Consider the following 23,418-nt stretch of genomic DNA (forward strand, 5'->3'; position numbering starts at 1 on the left):
AAGGAACGGACGCTTCCTTTGTACTCACCCTCTCGGGCTTTCCTCCGGGCGCTTCCCTTCGGTCTTGCGTTTCCGACTCTATCAGATCTTTCCGATCCGATTTCCTCGGTGCTTTCCAGGTTCCCGCTTCCGCGTTTCCCTTTCCGGCGGTTCCGACTTTATCAGAAGTCTTGGGCCAGACTGACCGGCCGCTTTTTTCCGATTTATCGGGAGAGGCTTCTCGGGAATCGATGTTCCACCGAAGCAGCTAGGTTCTCACCTACCCGGATCGGACTGGGTCCGCCTCCAGGCAACTGTTCGAATCTACCTCCCCGCTCGCGTCGTGTCAACGGCTCTCGCGGGGCGAAGAGGAGACTAGCAGCTCATCGGGCCCGTACGCACATCACGCGGCGGTCGGCACGGTCGCGCTGCGCTCGGCCTGCTCGACATCACCCGTATCGCCCTCACGCGCGGCACGGCCGCCGACGACATAGACGTAGACGAGGAAGGCCAGCTCGGCGAGGACGCCGATGCTGATGCGTGCCCAGGTGGGCAGCCCCGAGGGGGTGACGAACCCTTCGATGGCGCCGGACACGAAAAGGACCAGCGCGAGGCCTATCGCCATCCCGATGGCCGCGCGGCCTTCCTCCGCCAGGGCGGAGCGCCGGGTGCGGGGGCCCGGGTCGATCAGGGTCCAGCCGAGGCGGAGGCCGGTGCCGGCGGCGACGAAGACCGCCGTGAGTTCCAGCAGACCGTGCGGGAGGATCAGGCCGAGGAAGGTGTCCAGGCGTCCTGCCGACGACATCAGGCCGATGCCGACGCCGAGGTTGAGCATGTTCTGGAAGAGGATCCAGAGCACGGGCAGGCCGAGGAAGACGCCGAGGATCAGGCAGAGCGCTGCCGCCCACGCGTTGTTCGTCCAGACCTGGGCGGCGAACGACGCCGCCGGATGGCTGGAGTAGTACGTCTCGTACTGGCCGCCGGGGCGGGTCAGGTCCCGGAGCTGGCTGGGGGCCGCGATGGTGGCCTGCACTTCGGGGTGGGTTCCGATCCACCACCCCAGGAGGACCGCCACCAGCGTGGACAGGAGCGCGGTCGGTACCCACCAGTGGCGGCAGCGGTAGACCGCGGCCGGGAAGCTGTGCGCGAAGAAGCGGGTGACGTCGCGCCACGACGCGCGGCGGGTGCCGGTGACGGCGCTGCGCGCGCGGGCCACGAGCTGGCTGAGGCGGCCCGTCAGCTGGGGGTCCGGGGCGCTGGACTGGATCAGGGACAGATGGGTGGCCGCACGCTGGTAGAGGACGACGAGTTCGTCGGCCTCGGCACCTGTGAGGCGGCGTTGCCGGCCCAGCAGGGTGTCGAGGCGCTCCCACTCCGCCCGGTGGGCGGTGACGAAGACGTCGAGGTCCATCTGCTTTCCTGCTCCCCGGCTGTTCGTCGGCGGTTCCTGGTGGACGTCAGCTTGTCGTACTGCGGCGCGACGCGCCCTCAGCTTGGCAGACTGGCCGCTCAAGGAGCAGGTCAGGGAAGGACGGTCGGCGTGAGCGAGCTGGTGACGGGCGAGGCGGTGGCGCTGGAGCTGCGCCCCGCGAAGCTGCCCAGCAGGGCCCTGGCCGTGCTGCTGGATCTGGCGGTGGCCGTGGTCGCGTACATCGTCGTGACGATCGGTGTGGTGGCCGCGACGGCGTCACTGGACGAGGCGGCGCAGGCTGCGCTGTCGGTCGCGCTGTTCGTGTTGCTGCTGGTCGGCGGGCCGATCGCGGTCGAGACACTCAGCCATGGGCGCTCGCTCGGGAAGCTGGCCTGCGGGTTGCGGGTGGTGCGGGACGACGGGGGGCCGATCCGGTTCCGGCACGCCCTGGTGCGGGGTCTCATCGGTGTCATCGAGATCCTGCTGACGCTCGGCGTGGTCGCCGTCGTCGCGTCGCTCGTCTCCGCGCGCGGGCGGCGGCTCGGTGACGTCTTCGCCGGCACGCTCGTCGTACGGGAACGGGTGCCGGCGGCGCGGACGGGGTTTGTTCCGCCGCCTCCGCCGTGGCTGGCGGGGCGGTTCTCGGCACTCGATCTGTCGGCCGTGCCGGATGGGCTGTGGCTCTCCGTCCGGCAGTACCTCACGCGCATGCAGACCCTCGATCCGCAGGTCGGGTGGAGCGTGGCGCAGCGGCTCGCGACGGAGGTGGCGGCCCGCACGGGCGCGCCGGTGCCGCCGGGTGTCCCGCCCGCCGCCTACCTCGCCGCCGTGCTGCACGAGCGGCAGACGCGGGAGGCCCGCCGCGCCTTCGCCGCGGCACCATCGGCGGGCGACCGCCCGAGTGTCGCCCCCAGCGGGACGCCGGCGGCCGCGCCCCAGCAGGCGGCGCAGTACCGCCCGGAGCCCTCGGAGCCCTATCCCCCGGTGTCGCAGGACCCGCCCGCCGGGGACCGGTCCGGCACGCGGCCGTCCACCGGGTTCGTTCCGCCCGCCTAGTCCGGCCTCGGTCAACTGAACGTCGACGGCGGGGAGTCGAGGTCCTCCAGTTCGATGCCGGGGGCCGCGAGGACCACGTCGCCGGCGATGTGCACGGCGTGCCGTTCGCCCGTGTCCAAGGCGGTGACCTCGTACTCGTCCACGGTCAGGGGGCCGTTGTCAGTGGCGTGTGTTTCTCTGTTCACCAGCGCCCAGGACTGGTCCACGGTGCGGGGGGCGAGGACCGGGTCCGTGAGGGCCACGAGGCGTACGCGGGTCGCGGATGCGGAAGGGGTGAGGCGCAGCAGACGGGCGGTGGCGACGAGGAACGCGGGGGATGTCCCGGTGAAGGCGTGGGCGGGCACGTTGCCCTCGGTGGCCTCGGTCCCCGTGGGGTCCGTGCGGACCCAGGTGACGCCGTCGAGGGCGGCGCCGCGGACCTGCCAGTCCCCGGCGTGGAGCTCCAGGCGGATGGGGCGGCCGAGCGCGTCGAGGGTGAGGTCGACGGAGCCGCTGTCGTGACCGGCGGGGGTGGTGCGCCGGGCGACGTAGCGCCAGCCGGAGGGGCCGGGGGCGCACTGGAAGTGTTCTTGGGCGAGGGGGGTGTGATCGTGCGGATCGAGGAGCGAATAGCGGCCGCGGGGCATCGGGATCCTGAGGCTTGACGGGCGGTCCGGTCTCGCGAGCGGTCCGGTCGTGACGGGCTGGTCCGGCCGCGCGGGCCGAGGCCCGTGCGCGCGAGGGGACGTACGGGCCAAAGGGGCAGGCCCCCGGCACGGGGGTGCGGGGGCCTGCCTCGGTGGATTGGCTGCTGCCGAGGGAGTGGAGCGCTCGCCTCAGTAGCGGTAGTGGTCCGGCTTGAAGGGGCCGTCGACCTCGACACCGATGTAGGCGGCCTGCTCGGGGCGCAGCTTGGTCAGCTTCACGCCGAGCGCGTCCAGGTGGAGACGGGCGACCTTCTCGTCCAGGTGCTTGGGCAGCGTGTAGACGCCGGTCGGGTACTCGTCGGGCTTGGTGAACAGCTCGATCTGGGCCAGGGTCTGGTCCGCGAACGAGTTGGACATCACGAAGGACGGGTGGCCGGTGGCGTTGCCCAGGTTCAGCAGGCGGCCCTCCGACAGCACGATGATCACCTTGCCGTCCGGGAAGGTCCAGGTGTGGACCTGCGGCTTGACCTCGTCCTTGACGATGCCGGGGACCTTGGCGAGGCCGGCCATGTCGATCTCGTTGTCGAAGTGGCCGATGTTGCCCACGATCGCCTGGTGCTTCATCTTGGCCATGTCCGAGGCCATGATGATGTCCTTGTTGCCGGTCGTGGTGACGAAGATGTCGGCCTTGTCGACGACCTCGTCGAGGGTCGTGACCTGGTAGCCGTCCATCGCCGCCTGCAGCGCGCAGATGGGGTCGATCTCGGTGACGATCACGCGGGCGCCCTGGCCGCGCAGGGACTCGGCGCAGCCCTTGCCCACGTCGCCGTAGCCGCAGACGACGGCGGTCTTGCCGCCGATCAGGACGTCGGTGGCGCGGTTGATGCCGTCGATGAGCGAGTGGCGGCAGCCGTACTTGTTGTCGAACTTCGACTTGGTGACGGCGTCGTTGACGTTGATCGCCGGGAACAGGAGGGTGCCGTCGCGCTGCATCTCGTACAGGCGGTGGACGCCGGTCGTGGTCTCCTCGGTGACACCGCGGATCTCGGACGCCAGGTGGGTCCACTTCTGGGGGTTCTCGCCCAGGGTGCGGTGGAGCAGCTGGAGGATGACGCGGTGCTCGTCGGACTCGGCGGTGTCGACGTCCGGGACCTTGCCGTCCTTCTCGTACTCGACGCCCTTGTGGACGAGGAGGGTGGCGTCACCGCCGTCGTCCAGGATCATGTTCGGGCCGCCGGTGGGGCTGTCCGGCCAGGTCAGCGCCTGCTCGGTGCACCACCAGTACTCCTCCAGCGTCTCGCCCTTCCAGGCGAAGACCGGGATGCCCTGCGGGTTCTCCGGCGTGCCGTTCGGGCCGACGGCGATCGCGGCGGCGGCGTGGTCCTGGGTGGAGAAGATGTTGCAGGAGGCCCAGCGCACCTGGGCGCCGAGCGCGGCCAGGGTCTCGATCAGGACGGCCGTCTGCACGGTCATGTGCAGCGAGCCGGTGATGCGGGCGCCGGCCAGCGGCTGCGCCTCGGCGTACTCCTTGCGGATCGCCATCAGGCCGGGCATCTCGTGCTCGGCGAGGGTGATCTCCTTGCGGCCGAACTCGGCCAGGGAGAGGTCGGCGACCTTGAAGTCCTGTCGGTTGTCGACAGTCGTCATTACGAGCTGCTCCTCGGTATCGGGGCGAGGGTGGGTACGGCTGTTCTGCGCGGCGGCGGACACCGGGGTGCCCCGAAGAGGGCACAGGCATGCCCGCATGCGCGCAGCGCAGTCGTCGGAGGCCCTCTCTCCCTCGGCCGGTCCGCGGTGGGACCGCCCGACCGCCATCAGCAGCGACGTCTGGCTCCGTTCCAAGCTACACCGGGATGCCCCGCGACCCCCAGCCCGCCTCCGAACGGTTCGGGCCATCCCCTGTGCTGCTGCGCACAGCGGGGGAAGGCCGCGCGGGGGCTGGGGGCGGGACTGCGACGAGGGGTCGCCGCCTCTTTGAGTCCGGCGCGCGGTGATGCGGGTGCCCCGCAGATCGGGACCCCTGATCGGTCCGCGTGGCGCCCGGGACGGTGTGCGCGCGGAACGGTGGCGTGAGGAGATCGACGTGACCAGTCCAGGCGGCCCTCCCCCACGGGCGGCGGGGGCGAGCGGCGTGTGAGGTTGCTCGCCGTGATCGCGTGCCCAGGCGGACGGCGTGATCGTCGCCGCCGACGAGGACGTGGACCTGAGCCGGTTCACGGGCAAGCGGGTGGGCATGTGCGCGGCCGCGATCCCGGTGATGCCGCTGGGCCGGGGCCTGGCCACGCTGCTCCGCAGGCGCCTGTACTCCGGGCAGGGGCGGGAGAGCGTCTGCGCGTCCTGGCGATGCCGTCGCGGAGGATGACGGACGCCGGGTTCCGGGAGCGGCTGCCGGCCGCGCCGGACGAGGTGGCCGTCGTGGAGGTGCTGTGCGTGGTGGGCCGGCCCTCGCGGGGACCACGTGCCGAGGGGCCCGCCGGAAAAAGTCCGGCGGGCCCCTCGGGGTGAGCTGGTGTCAGTGGGCGGTGTCGTGCGGGGCGGGACCGCCCGGGGTCGCCTCGGGGTCGGCGCCCTTGGTCGCCTCGGCCTCGCTGTAGATGTCGGGTTCGAGGTAGATGACGCGGGCGATCGGGACGGCCTCGCGGATGCGGGCCTCGGCGGCGTTGATCGCGGCGGCGACCTCGCGGGCCGTGTCGTCGTGCTGGACGGCGATCTTGGCGCCCACGAGGAGTTCCTCGGGGCCGAGGTGGAGCGTGCGCATGTGGATGATGCCGGTGACGGTGTCGCCGTCGACGATGGCGGCCTCGATCCGCTTCGTCTCCTCGGCGCCGGCGGACTCGCCGAGCAGCAGCGACTTGGTCTCGATGGCCAGGACGACCGCGATCAGGACGAGCAGGACGCCGATGCAGATGGTGCCGACACCGTCCCAGACGCCGTCACCGGTGAGCAGGGCGAGGCTGACGCCGCCCAGGGCGAGGACCAGGCCGACCAGCGCGCCGAAGTCCTCCAGCAGGACGACGGGCAGCTCGGGCGCCTTGGCGTGGCGGATGAACTCCTTCCAGGACTTCCCGCCACGGGTGACGTTGGACTCCTTGATGGCCGTCCGGAAGGAGAAGGCCTCGGCGATGATCGCGAAGACGAGGACGCCGACCGGCCAGTACCAGTGGTCGATCTCGTGGGGGTGCTTGATCTTCTCGTAGCCCTCGTAGAGGGCGAACATGCCGCCGACCGAGAACAGGATGATCGAGACGAGGAAGGCGTAGATGTAGCGCTCGCGGCCGTAGCCGAAGGGGTGTTGCGGGGTCGCCTCGCGCTGGGCCTTCTTGCCGCCGACCAGCAGCAGGGCCTGGTTGCCGGAGTCGGCGAGCGAGTGCACGCCTTCGGCGAGCATCGACGACGAGCCGCTGAACGCGAACGCCACGAACTTCGATGCAGCGATCGCGAGGTTGGCGGCGAGTGCCGCCACGATCGCCTTGGTACCGCCTGACGCGCTCATGTGTCGCGTTGTCCCTTCGCCTTCGGAGCCTTCGTACCTACGTCGTCCGGGCGTCGCCGGCGAGAGCGCGCTGCCCTCGGTCGGCTTTGCCCGGCCTTTGCCGGTGGGCCATTGTCGCAGTCCGGCCGGACCCTGGCCCGCCGGGCCGCCGGATACCTCGCTCAGGCGACGACCGTGGCCCGGAACACCATGCCGGCACCGGACACTTCGGCCTTTTCGCCCGCCGGGACGAAGACCGACCGGCCCGGCGTCAGGTCGTGTTCCCCGGCACGGACGGAACCCGACGTGCAGAGCAGGATCTGCGGGGTCGCACGGGTGAGGTCGTGGGCGACGGTCCCCTCCGGGAGGACGTACCGGGAGAGCCGGAACTCGTCGATCGGGGTCTCGTAGACCTCCTCGCCGTCCGGTGCGGCCTCCGGGCGCAGCACTCCGGGGTCGCCCGCCTCGAAGCGGACGATGCGCAGGAGTTCGGGGACGTCGACGTGCTTGGGGGTGAGGCCGCAGCGCAGGACGTTGTCGGAGTTGGCCATGATCTCCACGCCGAGGCCGTTCAGGTAGGCGTGCGGGATGCCGGCGCCGAGGAACAGGGCCTCGCCGGGCTGCAGCCGGACGTGGTTGAGGAGCAGGGCGGCGATGACGCCGGGGTCGCCGGGGTAGTGGTGGGCGATGCCGGCGTACGGGGCGTGCTCGCCGCCGAGGCGGGTGCAGGCGGCCGCGGCCTCGGCGACGGTGTGGGCCATGGCGTCGCGGTCGGCGGTGAGGACGGCGGTCAGCACCTCGCGCAGGGCCGCCTCCTCGGGGCGCGCGTGCAGCAGGTCGACGTACGGCTTGAGGGAGTCGACGCCGAGGGCGTCCAGCAGGCCGGCCGCCTGGAGGGGGTCTCGGAAGCCGCACAGGCCGTCGAACTCGGTGAGCGCGCAGATCAGTTCGGGCTTGTGGTTGGCGTCCTTGTAGTTGCGGTGGCCCGCGTCCACGGGAATGCCGCGGCGCTCCTCGTCCTCGTACCCCTGCTTCGCCTGGGCGAGGTCGGGGTGGACCTGGAGGGAGAGAGGGGCGCCGGCGGCGAGGAGTTTGAGGAGGAAGGGCAGGCGGGGGCCGAACTTGGCGACGGTCGCCGCGCCCAGTTCCCGCTCGGGGTCGGCCTCGATGACCTCGACGAGGGTGCCGCGGGCCGTGCGCGAGGGCGCGCCGGGGTGGGCGCCCATCCACATCTCCGCCTGCGGTTCACCGGTCGGCTCGACGCCGAGGAGCTTCGGCAGGGCGGTGGTGGAACCCCAGGCGTAGGGGCGGACGGTGTTGTCGAGGCGGTCCATGCGGGTTCTGCCTGCTCTCTGTGCGTGCGTGCCGGCGCGTACGAGCGCGGGTCTTCTTCGGTGGAACGTGGGTCTTGTGCGCCGGAGCACGGGTCGTGCGCGGTGGGCCACGAAGCACCCGCCGGACGGGGTGCGTTCGTGACGGGTTCGCGCGCGTACGGCCGCCGCCCGGTGCGCCCCGGGACAGGTCTAGGCGCCCGAGGCGAGCGCCAGGTAGACGGCGGCGAAATCCGTGACGGCGATCAGTTCCGCGAGGGTCTCCAGCTCGTCGCCGGGTTCCGGTTCGAGCTCGCTGATCGGGGTGTCGTGGCTGAGGGCCAGGTCGCGGGCGGCGGGCGCGGCGGTGAGGCCGCCGATCGGCCGATCGCGCAGGAGCACGACGCGCGCGTGCAGGGCCGCGGGCTCCTCGACGCGGTCCCGGAAGAAGTCGTCGGGATCGGCGCTCGCCGCGAGCCGGCCTGCGAGCAGGGCGCTGTGCGCGGACAGGGCCTCGGGCAGCTCGGCGACGAGGGAGGGGTGGCCGGAGAGCTCGGCGAGCGCGGCGGCGAACCGGCGGCCGGCCGGGCCGGCGGACACGCCTTCCGTCCACACCAGCGGCAGTGCGTCGGCGAGTTCGACGGCGAGCGTCTTGGCCGGGTTGCTGTACGTCGCGACGGCGGGGCCGCAGCGCTCGGCGATGTGGTCGAGGCGGTCGGCGACCTTCTCCACGACGTCGGGCGGGGCCGCGAGGATCCCGGTCCGGTCGAGCAGCGCGAGGAGGGGGGTCAGCAGCGCCCACAGCACGCCGGGCGCGGAGGCGGCGAGCGGGGTGTCCAGCTCGTAGGGTGCGGTCGCCATCGGCACGAACAGGCCGTGGCTGTTCGGCACGGCCTCGGCGAGCGGGGAGCCGGCGGGGGACACGGCGACGACGGTGCAGCCGCGGCGGTAGGCCTGCTCGGCCAGCAGCGACAGGCCCGGTTCGCTGCCGTCGGGGGTGGCGATCAGCAGCAGGTCGACGGAGCCGGCCCAGCCCGGCAGCTCCCAGCGCAGGGCGCCGCCCGCGGGGGCGACGCCGGTCGGCGCGAGGCGGGTGACGGGGCTGGTGGCGCCGGCGAGCGTGCCGAGGAGGTCGGCGACGCAGATGGCGGCGGCGCCGGGTCCCGCGATCAGGATGGCGCGGGGGCGGCCGTCGGGCTTGAGGTCGTGGACGCCTGCCTCGGTGGCGTGCCGGGCGGCGGTGCGGACGCGGGCGCCCGCCTCGGCCGCGCCGCGCAGCAGGGCACGGCGGTCGGCCTCCGCGAGCGCTTCCGGCGCGTCGAGCAGCGATTCGTCGAGCATGGGCGGAAGGCCTCCGATCGCCGGGTCGTCTGGCGGCTCTGTCGTGCCGGTGCGTCGGTGCGGGTGCTTCGTGCGGTGCCGGCCGGGCCGGCGTCGGCCGCGGGCCCGGCGGGCCCCGGCCGTGGGGTGCTTACGCGGGGCGGCGGGCCTCGTCGACGAGGAGGACGGGGATGCCGTCGCGGACGGGGTACGCCAGACCGCAGTCCTGTCCGGTGCAGACCAGCTCGGTGTCCTGCTCCTCGAGGGGGGCGTGGCAGGCCGGGCAGGCGAGGATCTCCAGGAGGCCGGCTTCCAGCGGCATGGCGGGTCCCTTCTGGGGGCGGGTGTCGGTGGTGCGTGGGCGTGTGCGGATGTGCCTGGTCAGCGTACCGCCGGTGGGGGCGGCTCGCGGGCGCTCCCCTGCGGGGCGGCCGGGGCCGCCCCGCGTGCGGCGGCTCAGGCTCTGATGATGGCCAGCGCCTCGTCCCGCACCTTCGCCATCGTGGCCTCGTCGCGGGCCTCGGCGTTGAGCCGCAGGAGGGGCTCGGTGTTGGACGGGCGGACGTTGAACCACCAGTCGGCGGACGTCACCGTGAGGCCGTCGAGGTCGTCCAGGGTCACGCCGTCCTGTCCCTCGTAGGCGGCCCGGATCGCGGCGAGGCGGTCCGCCTGGTCGGCGACGGTGGAGTTGATCTCGCCGGAGCCGGCGTAGCGGTCGTACCGGGCGACCAGTTGGGACAGGGTGCCGTCCTGGCCGCCGAGCGCCGCGAGGACGTGGAGGGCGGCCAGCATGCCGGTGTCGGCGTTCCAGAAGTCCTTGAAGTAGTAGTGCGCGGAGTGCTCGCCGCCGAAGATCGCGCCGGACTTCGCCATCTCGGCCTTGATGAAGGAGTGCCCGACGCGGGTGCGGACGGGGGTGCCGCCGTGCTCCCGGACGACCTCGGGGACGGACCACGAGGTGATCAGGTTGTGGATGACCGTGCCCTGCCCGCCGTACCGGGCGAGTTCACGGGCGGCCACGAGGGCGGTGACGGCGGACGGCGGGACGGGCTCGCCGCGCTCGTCGACGACGAAGCAGCGGTCGGCGTCGCCGTCGAAGGCGATGCCGAGGTCGGCGCCCTCCTCGCGGACCCGCTGCTGCAGGTCCACGATGTTCGCCGGGTCCAGCGGGTTCGCCTCGTGGTTCGGGAAGGTGCCGTCCAGCTCGAAGTACATCGGGACGACGTCCAGCGGGAGGCCCGCGAGGACGGTCGGCACGGTGTGGCCGCCCATGCCGTTGCCCGCGTCGACGACGACCTTCAGGGGCCGGATCGCGGTGAGGTCGACGAGGGAGCGCAGGTGCGCCGCGTAGTCGTCCAGGGTGTCGCGGCGCGTGACGGCGCCGGTCGTGGCGGCCGGGGCGGGGGCGCCCGAGACGGTCCACTCCTCCACCAGGGCGCGGATGTCGGCGAGGCCGGTGTCCTGGCCGACGGGGGCGGCTCCGGCACGGCACATCTTGATGCCGTTGTACCGCGCGGGGTTGTGCGAAGCCGTGAACATGGCGCCGGGCAGGTCCAGCGCGCCCGAGGCGTAGTACAGCTGGTCCGTGGAGCACAGGCCGATCTCGGTGACGTCCACGCCCCGCCGGGCCGCTCCGCGCGCGAAGGCGGCGGACAGGCCGGGGGACGAGGGCCGCATGTCGTGGCCGGTCACGATCGCGCTCGCGCCGGTCACCTGCGCGAAGGCCGCGCCGAACAGCTCGGCCAGCGGCTCGTCCCACTGGTCCGGGACCACTCCGCGCACGTCGTACGCCTTCACGATCTGCGACAGATCAGCAGCCATGGGCACCCCTCCTGAAAGTCCTCACCGGGACCCCAAACTACCCGTCCGCACCGACAGCGCGGTGTGCCGGTCCCGAGTGGACCCACAGCCGTAACCCGGCGGTCGCCGAGGGGGTCAGGGCAGCATCCAGCCGAGCACCGGTGAACTCTGGCCGACCACGATCAGACACATCACCAGCAGCAGCCCCAGGCTCCATGGCAGGACCTTGCGCAGCAGGTCGCCCTCACGGCCCGCCAGACCGACGGCCGCGCACGCGATGGTGAGGTTCTGCGGCGAGATCATCTTGCCGAGCACGCCGCCCGAACTGTTCGCGGCGGCCAGCAGGTCCGGCGACAGTCCCGACTGGCGGGCCGCGGTGACCTGCAGGGCGCCGAACAGGGCGTTGGCGGAGGTGTCGGAGCCGGAGACGGCCACGCCGAACCAGCCCAGCACCGGTGACAGGAAGGCGAGTCCGGCGCCGGCCGCGGCGACGAAGTGGCCGATGGTGGCGGCCTGTCCGGAGAGGTTCATGACGTAGGCGAGGGCCAGCACGGACGTGACGGTCAGGATGGCGTACCGCAGCTCGTGCACGGTCGCCAGCCACTCCTTGACGGCCACGCGCGCGTGCACGCCGAGCACGGCCGCCGTGCAGACACCGGCGAGCAGCACGAGCGTGCCGCCGGTGGAGACGATCGGCCAGCTGAACACGTTGGCGCCGACCGGGGTGCCTGTGGCGTCGGCGACGTCGAGGAAGGGCCAGTCGAAGGTCTGGGTCGCACGGGCCAGCCAGTCCTTGACCGGCGGTATCTGCGCGACGGAGAAGATCACCACGATCAGCGCGTAGGGGGCGTAGGCGCGGACGATCTCCGCGCGCGGGTCGTCCTCGTCCAGTTCCTCGCTGCGCGTCCCGGTGAGCGCGGACGCGCGTACGGCCTCCGTGGCGGGCACACGCGCGTGCGGTACGGCGACCAGGGCGCCGGCGCCCACCAGGGCGGCGCCGATGTCGGCGAGTTGCGCGGAGACGTAGTTGGCGGCGGCGAACTGGGCCACGGCGAAGGCGACTCCGCACACCAGCGCGGGCACCCAGGTCTCGCGCAGGCCGCGCCTGCCGTCCACCAGGCCGACCAGCAGGAGCGGCACCACGAGGGCCAGCAGCGGGGTCTGACGGCCCACCACGGACGCGACGTCGTTCAGCGGCAGCCCGGTCACCTGGGCCAGCGTGACCACGGGGGTGCCCATCGCGCCGAAGGCCACGGGCGCGGTGTTGGCGACGAGTGCGACGACCGCCGCCCGCACCGGATCGAAGCCGAGGGCCACGAGCATGACCGAGCAGATGGCGACGGGGGCCCCGAACCCGGCGAGGGCCTCCAGCAGGGCGCCGAAGCAGAAGGCGACGACGAGCGCCTGGATGCGCGGGTCGTCCGAGAGCCGGCCGAACGACCGCCGCAGGATGTCGAAGTGCCGGGTGCGGACCGTCATCCGGTACACCCACAGGGCGTTGACGACGATCCACAGGATGGGGAAGAGACCGAAGACGGCTCCCTGGGCGGCGCTGAAGAGCGTCTGGCCGAGCGGCATGCCGTAGGCGAGCCAGGCGACCAGGGCGGCGCTCAGGAGGCCCAGGAGCCCGGCCAGGTGCGCCTTCATGCGGACCGCGCCCAGCAGGACGAGGACGATCATCAGCGGCAGGGCCGCCACCAGGGCGGACAGACCGAGGGAGCCCCCGACGGGCTCGAGTTCCTGCACGTACACGGCGCCTCCCCGGATTCCGCCATGCGGAAAGCGATTTCTCGTCCCGGCCTAGGAATGGTCGTGTCCGCGACAAGCTGGCGTCAATGGGCGTGCAGCACTCGCGGCGAAGAGATCGCGGGAAACAGGGGGCAACACGGTGAACAGGGAGAGCAACCGAGAACACGGGGAACGCGAGAAGGGGGGCGGCCGGAGGACCGGGTGTCAGTTGCCGGGACGTCAGTTGTCGGGCGACCGCAGCACGCGCAGGTGACCTCGCCGCGCGACTTCCATCGGGTCGGCTCCGCGCCCTCCGCCACCGCCGGCCCCGGCGGCGCGCTCCTGCGGACGGGCGGCCTCGCGCACGGCGTTGGCGAGCGCTTCCAGGTCGTCCCCGCTCGGGCGGGCCGGAGCGGAACCGTCCAGCAGCCGTACGACCTCCCACCCGCGCGGGGCGGTCAGGCGCTCGGAGTGCTCGGCGCACAGGTCGTAGCAGTGGGGTTCGGCGTAGGTGGCGAGCGGGCCGAGAACCGCGGTCGAGTCGGCGTAGACGTACGTCAGCGTCGCTACGGCGGGACGGCCGCAAGCGGTGCGCGAACAGCGACGTACAGGGCTCACGACGTTGGACGGTACCGCACTCTTGAGCGGGCCGCGACGACTCTCCCCCAGGTCACCCCACCGTGTCGTGGCGTGAAACACCCCACACGCCCCATTCACCCCACCTCTGTGACCTGCGGAGACAGGAAGCGCCCCGAACCCGGTTCCGACCGGAAGCGGTCACCACTTACCACAAACCCTGTCAATCACCACGACGTCACCGGTCTCGGGGAGATACGGAAACGAGCCGAAGCTTGGCTGGAATGGTCATCTGCCGACATGCCGTACGGCCCGGTGCACACCGCCCCGGCCCGCACCCGGACATCCGGCGGGCGGCGGCCACGGGGACTACGCTTCGTCAGTGATGGACACCCCCGTACCGCCCCGTGCCGTCGGCCCCGGGCCCCGCCGCCGTGATCGTCATGGGCGGGGCATGCGCGGCCCGATCGCACCACCCCAGGTCCCCCTGGCCGCCAGTCGCGCCGACGCGTTCGCCGACCTGGTCCAGGACTCCGTGGAGCGCCTGGAACGCCGCTGGCCGCAGCTCGCCGACGTCGATTTCCTCGTCCTGGAGGTGCCGCGCCTGGACGGCACCGGCCCCTGGAACGACGAGGCGGTCCCGCTCGGCGGCACCGTCGCCGCCCGCGACGGCCGTCCGGCCCGCGTGGTCGTCTACCGCAGGCCGGTGGAGATCCGCACCAAGGGCCGGGACGAGCGCGCGGCCCTCGTGCACGAGGTGGTCGTGGAACAGGTCGCCGAGGTGCTGGGACTGACCCCGGAGACGGTGGACCCCCGGTACGGGGAGGACTGACCCCGGGGCCGGACCGGCACCGGGGCCGTCGCCTGCTTCTGGAGCGCCTACTGCTGGAGCACCGAGAGGTCCTGGTCGGCGTCCGGGACGGCCACCATGCCGCGGTCGTCGGGCAGGGTCTGCACGGTGAAGGCGGAGACGCCGTCCTTCCCCTCCGTGAGCGTCCGGGCCCCGTGGACCTCGCCGCCGGACACCGACTCCACCGTCAGGGCGTAGGTGCCCTTCAGGCCGCTCGGCACCGGTGCCTCGATCTGCTGGGTCGTCCCCGCCTTGATCGTGAACGACTTCGTCGCCGCCGTACCGCCCTCGCTGCCGGCGGACGCGGTGACCTTGACCTCCGCCGCGCCGAACGGCGCCGTCAGCGACAGCGTCGTGCCCTTCGCCCGGTTGTCCACGACGGTCGCCCGCGCGCCGACCGGCCGGGTCGCCGGTATGAACGCCGTCTCCTGCCCGGCGCCCTTGCCGCGCACCACCCGCACCGCGGCGACCACCGGCACCGAGCGGCCCGTCGGGGTCAGCACCAGCGAGCCCGGCTCGCCGCGCATGACGTCGCCGAGGTCCACCGCCCCGGTCATGCCCGCCTTCAGATGCAGCGTCTCGTGCCCGGCCGGGGTGATCTGCCCGGAGGGCGAGGCGAGCCGCACCTTCAGGTCCGCGTCCGCGTCACCCGGCGCGAACGCGATCAGGCGCACCGCCGTCGCGTCCTTCGGGATGCCGGGGATCACGACGCTCCCACTGGGGTCGACGGAGGCGCTCAGCCAGTCGCCGCCCAGCTTGTCGTCCAGGGCCTGCACCGAGGCCCCCACACGACCGCTGCGCACGCTCACGTGCACGGTCACGTTGTCCTGCTTCTCGGCGGTCAGCGTGGACAGCAGGACCGGATCGTCGGAGTGCGGCGGGACGGTGATGCCCTCGCCCGCGGTGGTCTCCAGGGCGCCGTCCCTGCCGTACAGCTCGATGTCGACGACGGCGGCGGAGTCGTCCGGGTTCACCAGGTGCACGTAGTCCGTGCGGTCGGCCGCCGTGCCGGCGCCCGGGAACCAGAAGTCGGTGTCCGGTGCCGTGCAGGTGACACCGAGCAGACCGCGGCCCGAGCCGGCGGCGACCTCGGTGGTCTGCTGCACCGTCCAGCCGGGCGCGAACTTCCCCTCGGCGGTCCCGACCAGCGCCGGCGACTCCGAGCCGGAGTCCTCCTCGCTGACCGGTTTGCCCGGCTCCTTGGCCGCCAGGACCGGCTCGGCGGCCGTGCCGGCCTCGTCCTTGCCGCCCTCGGCGTCCTTGCCCGACGCCTTCTTCCCGCCCTTGCCGGTCTTGCCGTCCGTCGACTCGGTGGCGGCCGGGCGCAGTTCGGCCCTGCCCGCGCCACCCGTCCCCTTGGTGACGGGCGTGAACGAGGTGTACGTCGTCTCCGCCAGGTCCGAGACGCTCGGCGTGGGGCACGTCAGGCTCGTGCGCTCCACGGGCAGTTCGGCGGCCGTGGCGGCGGTGCCGGGCCCGGACGTGTCCGGGGAGGTGACGGCCGCGAAACCGGTGACGGCGGCGAGGGCGGTGGCACCGGCGATCAGGGACAGGGTGGTGCGGTTCACTGCTGGCTCCCGTCGGAACGTCCGCTGCCGTGCGGGTCCTGCCGCGCCGGGTCGTACGCGGGGTCGTAGTCCTGCTGGTAGGTCTGGTCGTAGGAGGCGTCGTAGACCCCGGTCTGGTCCTGCCCGCCGTACGCGTACGGGTCGTACGGGGCGCCCTGGTACGGATCGGCCTGGTGCTGCTGGTCGTAGCCGCCGCCCGAGTACTGCTGGGCGTCCTGGTACTGCCGGCCGTCCTGGTACTGCGGGGCGTCCTGGTACTGCTCGCCCTGGTAGCCGCCGTACTCGGGGCTCGGGTGACCGGGTGTGTCCCACTCGCCGTAGGAACCCTGCTGGGGGATGTCCGCCGGGGCCGGCGGCTGTCCGGGCGGGGGCGGGAACCCGTCGGCCTCGAAGGCACCGGCCTCGGGGGCGTCCGTCTCCGGAGCGGCCCCCGCCGCCTCGGCCTCCGCCTGGGCGCGCAGCCTGCGGGCCCGCCGTCCTTCGCCGGCCACGGCCTCGGCGGGGACGGTCTCCTCCTCGGGCAGGTCGTCGTCGATGTCGCGGCGCCGGCCCGGGAGGGCCATCACGACGAGGACGACGGCCAGGAGTCCCTGCGCCCACAGCCAGGCGGTGTGGGTGAAGGGCTCGTCGTAGGTGACGTCCAGCGTGCCCCCGGCGGCGGGCAGTTCGAAGCCCTGCGCCCATCCGTCGACGGTCGTCGGGGGGAGCGGCCTGCCGTCCAGGGTGGCCGTCCAGCCGTCGTCGGCGGTGTCGGCGAGCCGCAGGACGCGGCCCTCGGCACCGGGCTCGATCGTGGTGTGGATGTCCACGGGTCCCGCGGCGACGGGCTGCGGCGCGGCGGACGCGGCCCCGGATCCGGCGACGATCGCCGCGCGGGACACCTGCCGGTCGATCCGCCACAGCGCGCTGCCCTTCTGCTCGCTGAGCCGCGACAGACCGGGCGTGGCGTCCAGCACGCGCGCGACCTCGCGCGGCGCGCCCTTGCGGACGAGGACGTAGCGCACGGCGAACGAGCCGAGCTGGTCGGCCTGGTCGGCGCCGGAGCCGGCGACGAGGTTCGCCACGATCTTGTCCAGCCGGGTGTTCTCCCCGTCGGCCAGGGCGAGTTCGGCGTCGCCGAGGCGGGCGCCGGAGCCGCGGACCAGCACATAGCCGACGCGGGCCGTGGAGTCGCTGTCGAGGACGAGGGTGCGGGCCTGGTCGCGGGTGCCGCTCTCCTCGGCGACGAACGCCGGGACCTGCACGGGGTCGCGTCGCTCCAGGGGTCCGTCGGCGCCGCGGATCATCCAGCCGGCGGCGAGCAGGAACGGGCCCGCCGCGGCGGCGAAGGCGACCAGCGCGGCGACGGGCTGACGCCAGCCGAAGCTCTGCTCGGCCACGCGGGCGCGTGCCCCGTCGGCGCCGAGCAGGGCGGCGGCCAGCAGGGCGAGGCCGTACACGAGGGTGGCGGGCCCGGCCCACGCCGAGCGGTTGGACAGGACCGCGAAGACGAGGCCGAGCAGCGCGACGGCCCACGCCGTCCGGATGGCCGGCTGCCGCTCGGAGCGCAGCAGGGCGGCCAGCGCGGCCAGCACGATCCCGACGAGCATGAGCCCCTCGACGGTGCCGGGGCCGCCGGGGCTGGCGCTGAGCAGGTCGAGGGCGGAGGCGGCCGAGGGGCCGAAGTCCAGGCCGGCCTCCTGGAAGAAGCCGAACGGCGGCAGCGACAGCGACCAGGGGGCGAGCACCAGCAGGGGCGCGCCGAGCTGGGCGACGAAGCGCAGTCCGTAGGCGGTGATGTCGGTGCGACGCACCGCGAGGAGGGCGACACCGAGGACCAGCGCGATCGGCCACACGATCGGCGTGAAGGCGGTGGTGAGGGTCAGCAGCAGGGCGTAGGCCCAGGTGGCGCGCCAGCTTCCGCGGGTGCCGGAGGGGTGTGCCAGGCCGCTGGCCGCGATGCCGGCGCGCGCGATCAGCGGCAGGAGGACGCTGAGGACGGCGGTGCCGATCCGGCCGCCGGCGAGGGCTCCGGTGGCGGCGGGCAGGAAGGCGTAGACGACGGCCGCCCACGCGCGCAGGAGACGGGACTCGACGAGCGGGCGGGACGCGAAGTACGCGGTGAGTCCGGCCAGCGGCACCGAGCCGACGAGCAGGACGGTGACGGCGAGCCCGGTGGAGCCGAGCAGGAGGGTGGCGAGCGCCGCGACGAGCGCGAGGTACGGCGGTGCGGACGCGGTGCCGCCGGCGCCGACGGGGTGCCAGGCGTCCACGTAGTGCGACCACAGCTCGCCGGCGTCGGCCGGGGCGGGCAGCAGGGCGCCGCCCGCCAGCGCGCCGCCGCCGAGGAGTTCACGGCAGGCGATCAGCGAGACGAGGAGCAGGACGACGAAGAGCACCGGGGCGGGCTTGCGGGCGATGCGCTTGAGGCGCGCGAACTGCTCGATCTCCAGGAAGTCGGCGTCGTCGCCGCCGGGTCCGGACTCGATCGCGCTGCCGTGCCGGCCCGCGCCGGTGACCGCCTCGGGGTCGGAGCGGCCGACGACGCTGCTCGCGATCTGTTCGACAGTGGCCCGCACGGTCGCACCCGGCGGGGGGAACAGGGCGCGCAGCTCGCCCTTGTCGATGACGGGGGCGCCGCGCCGGCGCCGGCCGGCGATGATCCGCTCGGGGCGCAGCAGGGTGCCCATGAGGCCGCGGATCTCGTCGAGGGCCTGGCCGGGGACCTTGCCCACGAGGTAGGCGAGGGTGCGCAGGACGGTGCCGAGGACGAGGCGCAGCAGCGCCCAGGGCAGGGCGGCGCCATGGGTGTTGACGAGGAGGGTGTAGACGGCGCCCGCCTTGTCGACCTTGTGCGGGGAGGCGGCGGTACGGCCCACGCAGTCGACGGCGCGGCGCTCGCGGGAGGCGGCCTCGGCGTGCCGGACGACGGCCTCGGGGGCGACGAGGACGCGGTGCCCGGCGGCGGTGGCGCGCCAGCACAGGTCGACGTCGTCCCGCATGAGGGGCAGGTGCCGGTCGAAGCCGCCGAGCTCCTCGAAGACGTCGCGGCGGATGAGCATGCCGGCGGTGGAGACGGACAGGACGGCGCGCACGTGGTCGTGCTGCCCCTGGTCCTGTTCGCGGCGGTCCAGACCGGTCCAGCGGCGGCCCGAGTTGGCGATGGTGACGCCGACCTCCAGGAGCGCCCGGCGGTCGTACCAGCCGCGCAGCTTCGGGCCGACCACGGCGACGTCGTCGCGGCCCAGCTCGTGTTCGTTCTCCACGACGCGCAGCAGCTGGGCCAGGGCGTCGGGTTCGGGGGCGCAGTCGTCGTGCAGGAGCCACAGCCACTGCACCGGCTCCCCGTGGGGGAGTTCGGGCAGGTCGTAGGCGTCGTCGCGCCAGGCGCGGGTGACGGGGTCCCAGCCGCTGGGCCGCTTGAGATAGGTGAGGTCGTCCGGGGTGAGGACGGGGGCCGTGCGGTTGGCCTCCTCGACGGCCTGGCCGAAGCCGGTGCGCCGGGCGAGGTGCAGGACGCGGTCGTCCCCGAGGGCGTCGGCGAGCAGCTGCGCGGAGTGGTCGGCGCTGCCGGTGTCCGCGGCGACGGCGGACTGGACGGGGCGCTCCTGGCCCAGCAGCCCGGCGAGCGCCTCGGGCAGCCAGCGGGCGCCGTCGTGGGAGACGAGGACCGCGGTCACCACATGACGCGGGAACTCAGGTGTGGCAGCGGCGTCGTGCGCGGCTGCCGTGTGGCTGTGCACGGACATCGAGGTACAGGCCCCGGTTCGATGGACTGCGGTGGACGCCTGTGTCCCCGGGGGACAGCGGGACGTCTCGGACGAGCGCCCACACTATCGGCTGGGCATCACAGCGGCCCGCCGCCTGTGGACAACCCACCCGCGACGGGCCGTTCGAGATCTGTTCGAGACGTTGGGAGATGCGGAGGTACGGACGGATTCGCGCCGGCGCGCCCCGCCGCCGTCGTCGGCGGCCGGCGTGACGGCCGGGCCGTCGGCGGTGCCGTCAGACGGCCGCCTTCTTCAGCCGGCGCCGCTCGCGCTCGGACAGGCCGCCCCAGATCCCGAAGCGCTCGTCGTTGGCGAGGGCGTACTCGAGGCACTCGGAGCGGACCTCGCAGGCGAGGCAGACCTTCTTGGCCTCTCTGGTCGAGCCGCCCTTCTCGGGGAAGAAGGACTCGGGGTCGGTCTGGGCGCACAGTGCGCGCTCCTGCCAGCCGAGCTCCTCGTCCGCTTCGTCGACCAGCAGTTGCTGCACCAGCTCCGTCATGTGCGCCCCTCGTCCGTCTTTCGCGTCCCCGTGATGTAGCCGTTACCGATTCCGGCTGAACGACACGAGTGAAATTACAAGTGTGCTGCTCCGGGCGAGTCAAGCCGAGATCTGCTATTGGGCCCCTTATTCACTCTGCGGAACCAAGGTCTAGCGGAAAGTGTTCAAATCGTCCTAAACCTTGACAACCGGACAGGGCCCGTACGGGAACGTCGCTCCGCACAGAGCCTGTACGGGAAGAGACGTCCTGCCGTTCGATCTCGTTGCACACACGCGCGGATGCGAACCGGATCACAGTCCGATCACAGGATCACAACGACGCCCGTGCGCCCGGATGTGCGCCATGTGTCCCGGCAACCCGGTGCACAAACCTTTCGCCAGACAGATGGACCGGATGGGGTGAAAGTTGTGCCACATCACCGGGCGTCGAGTTGACAGTGGAGGCATGAACCGCTGTCCTTGTGGGCATGTTCGCGAATCCGGCACTCACCTCGACCCGCACCGCCGGGTCCCTCGGTGCCGCCCGCGCGTTCTGCTGCTGTTGCTGTCCCAGCTGTTGAGCCCTTCCCGCTCCGGCTGAAGGCCGCGTCGTCCACGGCGCGGCTCTCGTTCCCTCTGACCTTCTTTCACCGAGGAACCACCGCACCCCATGAACAGCGACAGCGACCTCCAGATCGCCGGCGACATCCTCGAAGTCCCGCACCTCCTCCAGGCCCCCCGCGAGCACCCCTCCACCGTGGCGGAGTTCGTCGGCCTGGCCCGATCCCTGGCCGCAGACCGGTCGCAGTGGGAGCACCTGGTCCAGTACGACGCGACCACCCGCTGGTACCACCGGCTGCGCACCGGCCCCGGCTACGAGGTGTGGCTGCTGTCCTGGGTGCCCGGACAGGGCAGCGGCCCGCACGACCACGGCCCGTCCTCCGGCGTGCTGACGGTGCTGGACGGCACCCTGACCGAGCACACGGAACGCGGCACACGTGTGCTGCGCCCCGGTGACGAGCGGGTCTTCGCACCCGGCTACACCCACGACGTGCTGAACGACGCGCTGGAGCCCGCGGTCAGCCTGCACGTCTACTACCCGGGCCTGACCGAGATGCCGATGGTCCCGCGCTCCCACCTGCGTGCCACCCCGGCGCCCGCGGCCTGCGAGGCGCGCCCGGTGACCGCCTGACACGTTGCCGCACCCGGCTGACAGACTGCTTCCATGCGCATTGTGGTTCTGGCAGGCGGCATCGGCGGTGCCCGGTTCCTGCGTGGTCTGAAGCGGGCCGCGCCGGACGCGGACATCACGGTCATCGGCAACACCGGGGACGACATCCACCTCTTCGGGCTGAAGGTCTGCCCGGACCTCGACACGGTGATGTACACGCTCGGCGGCGGCATCGACGAGGAGCAGGGCTGGGGCCGGGCCGACGAGACCTTCCATCTGAAGGAGGAGCTCGCCGCCTACGGGGTGGGCCCGGAGTGGTTCGGCCTCGGCGACCGGGACTTCGCCACGCACATCGTGCGGACGCAGATGATCGGCGCCGGGTATCCGCTCAGCGCCGTGACACAGGCGCTGTGCGACCGCTGGCAGCCCGGCGTGCGGCTGATCCCCATGACCGACGACCGCGTCGAGACGCATGTCGCCGTCGAGGTCGACGGCGAGCGCAAGGCGGTCCACTTCCAGGAGTACTGGGTGCGGCTGCGCGCCTCGGTGCCCGCCGAGGCGATCGTCCCGGTCGGCGCCGAGCAGGCCAAGCCGGCGCCGGGTGTCCTGGAGGCGATCGGGCAGGCGGACCTCATCCTGTTCCCGCCGTCCAACCCGGTCGTCTCGGTCGGGACCATCCTGGCCGTGCCCGGCATCCGCGAGGCCATCGCCGACGCCGGCGTGCCGGTGGTGGGCCTCTCCCCCATCGTCGGGGGCGCGCCCGTGCGCGGGATGGCCGACAAGGTGCTCGCGGCGGTCGGTGTGGAGTCGACGGCGGCGGCGGTCGCCGAGCACTACGGCTCGGGCCTGCTGGACGGCTGGCTCGTCGACACCGAGGACGCGGAGGCCGTGGAGCGGGTCGAGGCGGCCGGGATCCGCTGCCGGGCCGTACCGCTGATGATGACCGACGTGGACGCGGCCGCCCGGATGGCCCGGGAGGCGCTGGCACTGGGCGAGGAGGTGCGGGGCGCGTGAGCGGACCGTCCGCCGGGGGGTTCCGTGTCTGGGCCGTGCCGGGGATGCCCGAGGTCCGGCCGGGCGACGACCTCGCCAAGCTGATCGCCGCGGCCGAGCCCGGCCTCGCCGACGGCGACGTCCTCCTGGTCACGTCGAAGATCGTTTCCAAGGCCGAGGGGCGGATCGTCGAGGCCGCCGACCGGGAGGCCGCGATCGACGCGGAGACCGTCCGGGTCGTGGCGCGCCGCGGCCCCCTGCGCATCGTGGAGAACCGGCAGGGGCTGGTGATGGCGGCCGCCGGGGTCGACGCCTCCAACACCCGCCCCGGGACCGTGCTGCTGCTGCCCGAGGACGCGGACGCCTCCGCGCGCGCGATCCGCGACGGGCTGCGCGACGCGCTCGGCGTCGACGTCGGCGTCCTCGTCACCGACACGTTCGGGAGGCCGTGGCGGACGGGGCTCACGGACGTCGCGATCGGCGCCGCCGGCGTGCGGGTGCTCGACGACCTGCGCGGCGGCGAGGACGCCCACGGCAACCCGCTGAGCGCGACCGTCGTGGCGACGGCGGACGAACTCGCCGCCGCCGGTGACCTGGTGAAGGGCAAGGCCGAGGGGCTGCCCGTGGCCGTGGTGCGCGGCCTCGCGCACACGGTGACCGAGGACGACGGGACGGGCGCGCGGGCCCTGGTGCGTGAGGCGCGGGACGACATGTTCCGGCTCGGGACCTCGGAGGCCGTCCGGGAGGCCGTCACCCAGCGCCGCACCGTGCGGGCGTTCACGGACGAGCCGGTCGACCCGGGGGCCGTGCGCCGGGCGGTCGCGGCGGCCGTCACCGCGCCGGCCCCGCACCACACGACGCCCTGGCGGTTCGTGCTGCTGGAGTCGGCCCGCGCGCGCACCCGGCTGCTCGACGCCATGAAGGAGGCGTGGATCACCGATCTGCGCCGGGACGGCAAGAGCGAGGAGTCGATCGCCAAGCGGGTGCGGCGCGGCGACGTGCTGCGCCACGCCCCGTACCTGGTGGTGCCGTGCCTGGTCATGGACGGTGCGCACACGTACGGCGACGCGCGCCGGGACGCCGCCGAGCGGGAGATGTTCGTCGTCGCCGCCGGCGCCGGTGTGCAGAACTTCCTGGTCGCGCTGGCCGGGGAGCGGCTCGGCTCGGCCTGGGTGTCGTCGACGATGTTCTGCCGGGACGTGGTGCGCGAGGTGCTCGGACTGCCCGCGGACTGGGACCCGATGGGGGCCGTGGCGGTCGGGCATCCGGCGCAGGAACCGCGGCCCCGCCCGGAGCGTGAGGCGTCGGCCTTCATCGAGGTGCGCTGACGC

At 73.1% G+C, this 23,418-nt stretch carries 19 protein-coding genes; 6 read left to right on the forward strand and 13 right to left on the reverse strand.

Annotated elements, in window-relative coordinates; translation table 11 throughout:
• Nucleotides 1–382: 382 nt before the first annotated feature.
• Nucleotides 383–1,390: a stage II sporulation protein M gene (locus ABZ899_RS04465; protein WP_361340588.1), complete on the reverse strand. Its 1,008-nt coding sequence runs from the start codon at nt 1,388–1,390 to the stop codon at nt 383–385.
• Nucleotides 1,391–1,519: 129 nt separating this feature from the next.
• Here ABZ899_RS04465 and ABZ899_RS04470 point away from each other — a divergent pair, with 129 nt between their 5' ends.
• Complete coding sequence (locus tag ABZ899_RS04470; protein WP_361340591.1) at nt 1,520–2,446, forward strand: RDD family protein; 927 nt, start codon at nt 1,520–1,522, stop codon at nt 2,444–2,446.
• 11 nt (nt 2,447–2,457) lie between these two features.
• On the opposite strand, the gene ABZ899_RS04475 is transcribed toward ABZ899_RS04470, so the two are convergent.
• Nucleotides 2,458–3,072 carry a hypothetical protein gene (locus ABZ899_RS04475; RefSeq protein ID WP_361340593.1) on the reverse strand — a complete coding sequence of 205 codons (615 nt, stop codon included), beginning with the start codon at nt 3,070–3,072 and terminating at the stop codon, nt 2,458–2,460.
• A 189-nt stretch (nt 3,073–3,261) separates the two neighbouring features.
• Nucleotides 3,262–4,719 carry an adenosylhomocysteinase gene (gene ahcY / locus ABZ899_RS04480; RefSeq protein ID WP_361340596.1) on the reverse strand — a complete coding sequence of 486 codons (1,458 nt, stop codon included), beginning with the start codon at nt 4,717–4,719 and terminating at the stop codon, nt 3,262–3,264.
• A gap of 526 nt (nt 4,720–5,245) precedes the next feature.
• On the opposite strand from ahcY, the gene ABZ899_RS04485 reads away from it, so the two are divergent.
• Nucleotides 5,246–5,434, forward strand: a complete 189-nt coding sequence (locus tag ABZ899_RS04485) for a hypothetical protein (protein ID WP_361341588.1) — start codon at nt 5,246–5,248, stop codon at nt 5,432–5,434.
• Between the two features lie 150 nt (nt 5,435–5,584).
• Here the strand turns inward: ABZ899_RS04485 and ABZ899_RS04490 are convergent, their stop codons facing one another.
• From ABZ899_RS04490 to ABZ899_RS04520, 7 genes are all read right to left on the reverse strand, one after another.
• Nucleotides 5,585–6,565 (reverse strand): cation diffusion facilitator family transporter, encoded by a 981-nt coding sequence (locus ABZ899_RS04490; protein WP_361340599.1) that lies wholly within the window; start codon nt 6,563–6,565, stop codon nt 5,585–5,587.
• Nucleotides 6,566–6,726: 161 nt separating this feature from the next.
• Nucleotides 6,727–7,878: a mannose-6-phosphate isomerase, class I gene (gene manA, locus ABZ899_RS04495; RefSeq protein WP_361340601.1), complete on the reverse strand. Its 1,152-nt coding sequence runs from the start codon at nt 7,876–7,878 to the stop codon at nt 6,727–6,729.
• Between the two features lie 189 nt (nt 7,879–8,067).
• Nucleotides 8,068–9,195: an SIS domain-containing protein gene (locus ABZ899_RS04500; protein WP_361340603.1), complete on the reverse strand. Its 1,128-nt coding sequence runs from the start codon at nt 9,193–9,195 to the stop codon at nt 8,068–8,070.
• Between the two features lie 130 nt (nt 9,196–9,325).
• Nucleotides 9,326–9,496, reverse strand: a complete 171-nt coding sequence (locus ABZ899_RS04505) for a Trm112 family protein (RefSeq protein WP_078883827.1) — start codon at nt 9,494–9,496, stop codon at nt 9,326–9,328.
• Nucleotides 9,497–9,630: 134 nt separating this feature from the next.
• Entirely contained in the window at nt 9,631–10,995 is a 1,365-nt protein-coding gene (locus ABZ899_RS04510; RefSeq protein WP_361340606.1) for a phosphomannomutase/phosphoglucomutase, read from the reverse strand.
• Nucleotides 10,996–11,109: 114 nt separating this feature from the next.
• Complete coding sequence (locus tag ABZ899_RS04515; protein WP_361340609.1) at nt 11,110–12,726, reverse strand: L-lactate permease; 1,617 nt, start codon at nt 12,724–12,726, stop codon at nt 11,110–11,112.
• A 216-nt stretch (nt 12,727–12,942) separates the two neighbouring features.
• The gene (locus ABZ899_RS04520; protein ID WP_079033994.1) at nt 12,943–13,371 is read right to left on the reverse strand and encodes a DUF3499 domain-containing protein; all 429 of its coding nucleotides are present in this window, start codon (nt 13,369–13,371) and stop codon (nt 12,943–12,945) included.
• 292 nt (nt 13,372–13,663) lie between these two features.
• Here ABZ899_RS04520 and ABZ899_RS04525 point away from each other — a divergent pair, with 292 nt between their 5' ends.
• Complete coding sequence (locus tag ABZ899_RS04525) at nt 13,664–14,110, forward strand: metallopeptidase family protein (RefSeq protein WP_361341528.1); 447 nt, start codon at nt 13,664–13,666, stop codon at nt 14,108–14,110.
• Nucleotides 14,111–14,157: 47 nt separating this feature from the next.
• On the opposite strand, the gene ABZ899_RS04530 is transcribed toward ABZ899_RS04525, so the two are convergent.
• From ABZ899_RS04530 to ABZ899_RS04540, 3 genes are all read right to left on the reverse strand, one after another.
• A complete protein-coding gene (locus ABZ899_RS04530) occupies nt 14,158–15,696 on the reverse strand; it encodes a DUF5719 family protein (protein ID WP_361340612.1) in 1,539 nt (512 codons plus the stop codon).
• Nucleotides 15,693–19,424 carry a glycosyltransferase gene (locus ABZ899_RS04535; protein WP_361340615.1) on the reverse strand — a complete coding sequence of 1,244 codons (3,732 nt, stop codon included), beginning with the start codon at nt 19,422–19,424 and terminating at the stop codon, nt 15,693–15,695. Before ABZ899_RS04535 ends, ABZ899_RS04530 begins: the two co-directional genes overlap by 4 nt.
• Nucleotides 19,425–19,680: 256 nt before the next feature.
• Complete coding sequence (locus ABZ899_RS04540) at nt 19,681–19,944, reverse strand: WhiB family transcriptional regulator (RefSeq protein WP_237320510.1); 264 nt, start codon at nt 19,942–19,944, stop codon at nt 19,681–19,683.
• 649 nt (nt 19,945–20,593) lie between these two features.
• Here ABZ899_RS04540 and ABZ899_RS04545 point away from each other — a divergent pair.
• The 3 genes from ABZ899_RS04545 to ABZ899_RS04555 are packed head-to-tail and all read left to right on the forward strand — an operon-like array spanning nt 20,594 to nt 23,415.
• Nucleotides 20,594–21,115 carry a cysteine dioxygenase family protein gene (locus ABZ899_RS04545; RefSeq protein WP_361340617.1) on the forward strand — a complete coding sequence of 174 codons (522 nt, stop codon included), beginning with the start codon at nt 20,594–20,596 and terminating at the stop codon, nt 21,113–21,115.
• A 33-nt stretch (nt 21,116–21,148) separates the two neighbouring features.
• Nucleotides 21,149–22,108: a 2-phospho-L-lactate transferase gene (gene cofD, locus ABZ899_RS04550; protein ID WP_361340620.1), complete on the forward strand. Its 960-nt coding sequence runs from the start codon at nt 21,149–21,151 to the stop codon at nt 22,106–22,108.
• On the forward strand, nt 22,105–23,415 hold the full coding sequence (locus tag ABZ899_RS04555) for a coenzyme F420-0:L-glutamate ligase (protein WP_361340623.1): 1,311 nt from the start codon (nt 22,105–22,107) through the stop codon (nt 23,413–23,415). The genes cofD and ABZ899_RS04555 overlap by 4 nt, the downstream gene beginning before the upstream one ends.
• The last annotated feature ends 3 nt before the right edge of the window (nt 23,416–23,418 follow it).

The organism is Streptomyces sp. NPDC046859, from assembly GCF_040645135.1.
GTDB lineage: Bacteria > Actinomycetota > Actinomycetes > Streptomycetales > Streptomycetaceae > Streptomyces.

Coding starts and splice junctions, on each gene's coding strand:
- ahcY (WP_361340596.1), bottom strand. CDS start 4,719: ATGACGACTGTCGACAACCGACAGGACTTCAAGGTCGCCGACCTCTCC.
- ABZ899_RS04525 (WP_361341528.1), top strand. CDS start 13,664: ATGGACACCCCCGTACCGCCCCGTGCCGTCGGCCCCGGGCCCCGCCGC.
- manA (WP_361340601.1), bottom strand. CDS start 7,878: ATGGACCGCCTCGACAACACCGTCCGCCCCTACGCCTGGGGTTCCACC.
- ABZ899_RS04475 (WP_361340593.1), bottom strand. CDS start 3,072: ATGCCCCGCGGCCGCTATTCGCTCCTCGATCCGCACGATCACACCCCC.
- ABZ899_RS04490 (WP_361340599.1), bottom strand. CDS start 6,565: ATGAGCGCGTCAGGCGGTACCAAGGCGATCGTGGCGGCACTCGCCGCC.
- ABZ899_RS04465 (WP_361340588.1), bottom strand. CDS start 1,390: ATGGACCTCGACGTCTTCGTCACCGCCCACCGGGCGGAGTGGGAGCGC.
- ABZ899_RS04500 (WP_361340603.1), bottom strand. CDS start 9,195: ATGCTCGACGAATCGCTGCTCGACGCGCCGGAAGCGCTCGCGGAGGCC.
- ABZ899_RS04545 (WP_361340617.1), top strand. CDS start 20,594: ATGAACAGCGACAGCGACCTCCAGATCGCCGGCGACATCCTCGAAGTC.
- cofD (WP_361340620.1), top strand. CDS start 21,149: ATGCGCATTGTGGTTCTGGCAGGCGGCATCGGCGGTGCCCGGTTCCTG.
- ABZ899_RS04510 (WP_361340606.1), bottom strand. CDS start 10,995: ATGGCTGCTGATCTGTCGCAGATCGTGAAGGCGTACGACGTGCGCGGA.
- ABZ899_RS04505 (WP_078883827.1), bottom strand. CDS start 9,496: ATGCCGCTGGAAGCCGGCCTCCTGGAGATCCTCGCCTGCCCGGCCTGC.
- ABZ899_RS04535 (WP_361340615.1), bottom strand. CDS start 19,424: ATGTCCGTGCACAGCCACACGGCAGCCGCGCACGACGCCGCTGCCACA.
- ABZ899_RS04540 (WP_237320510.1), bottom strand. CDS start 19,944: ATGACGGAGCTGGTGCAGCAACTGCTGGTCGACGAAGCGGACGAGGAG.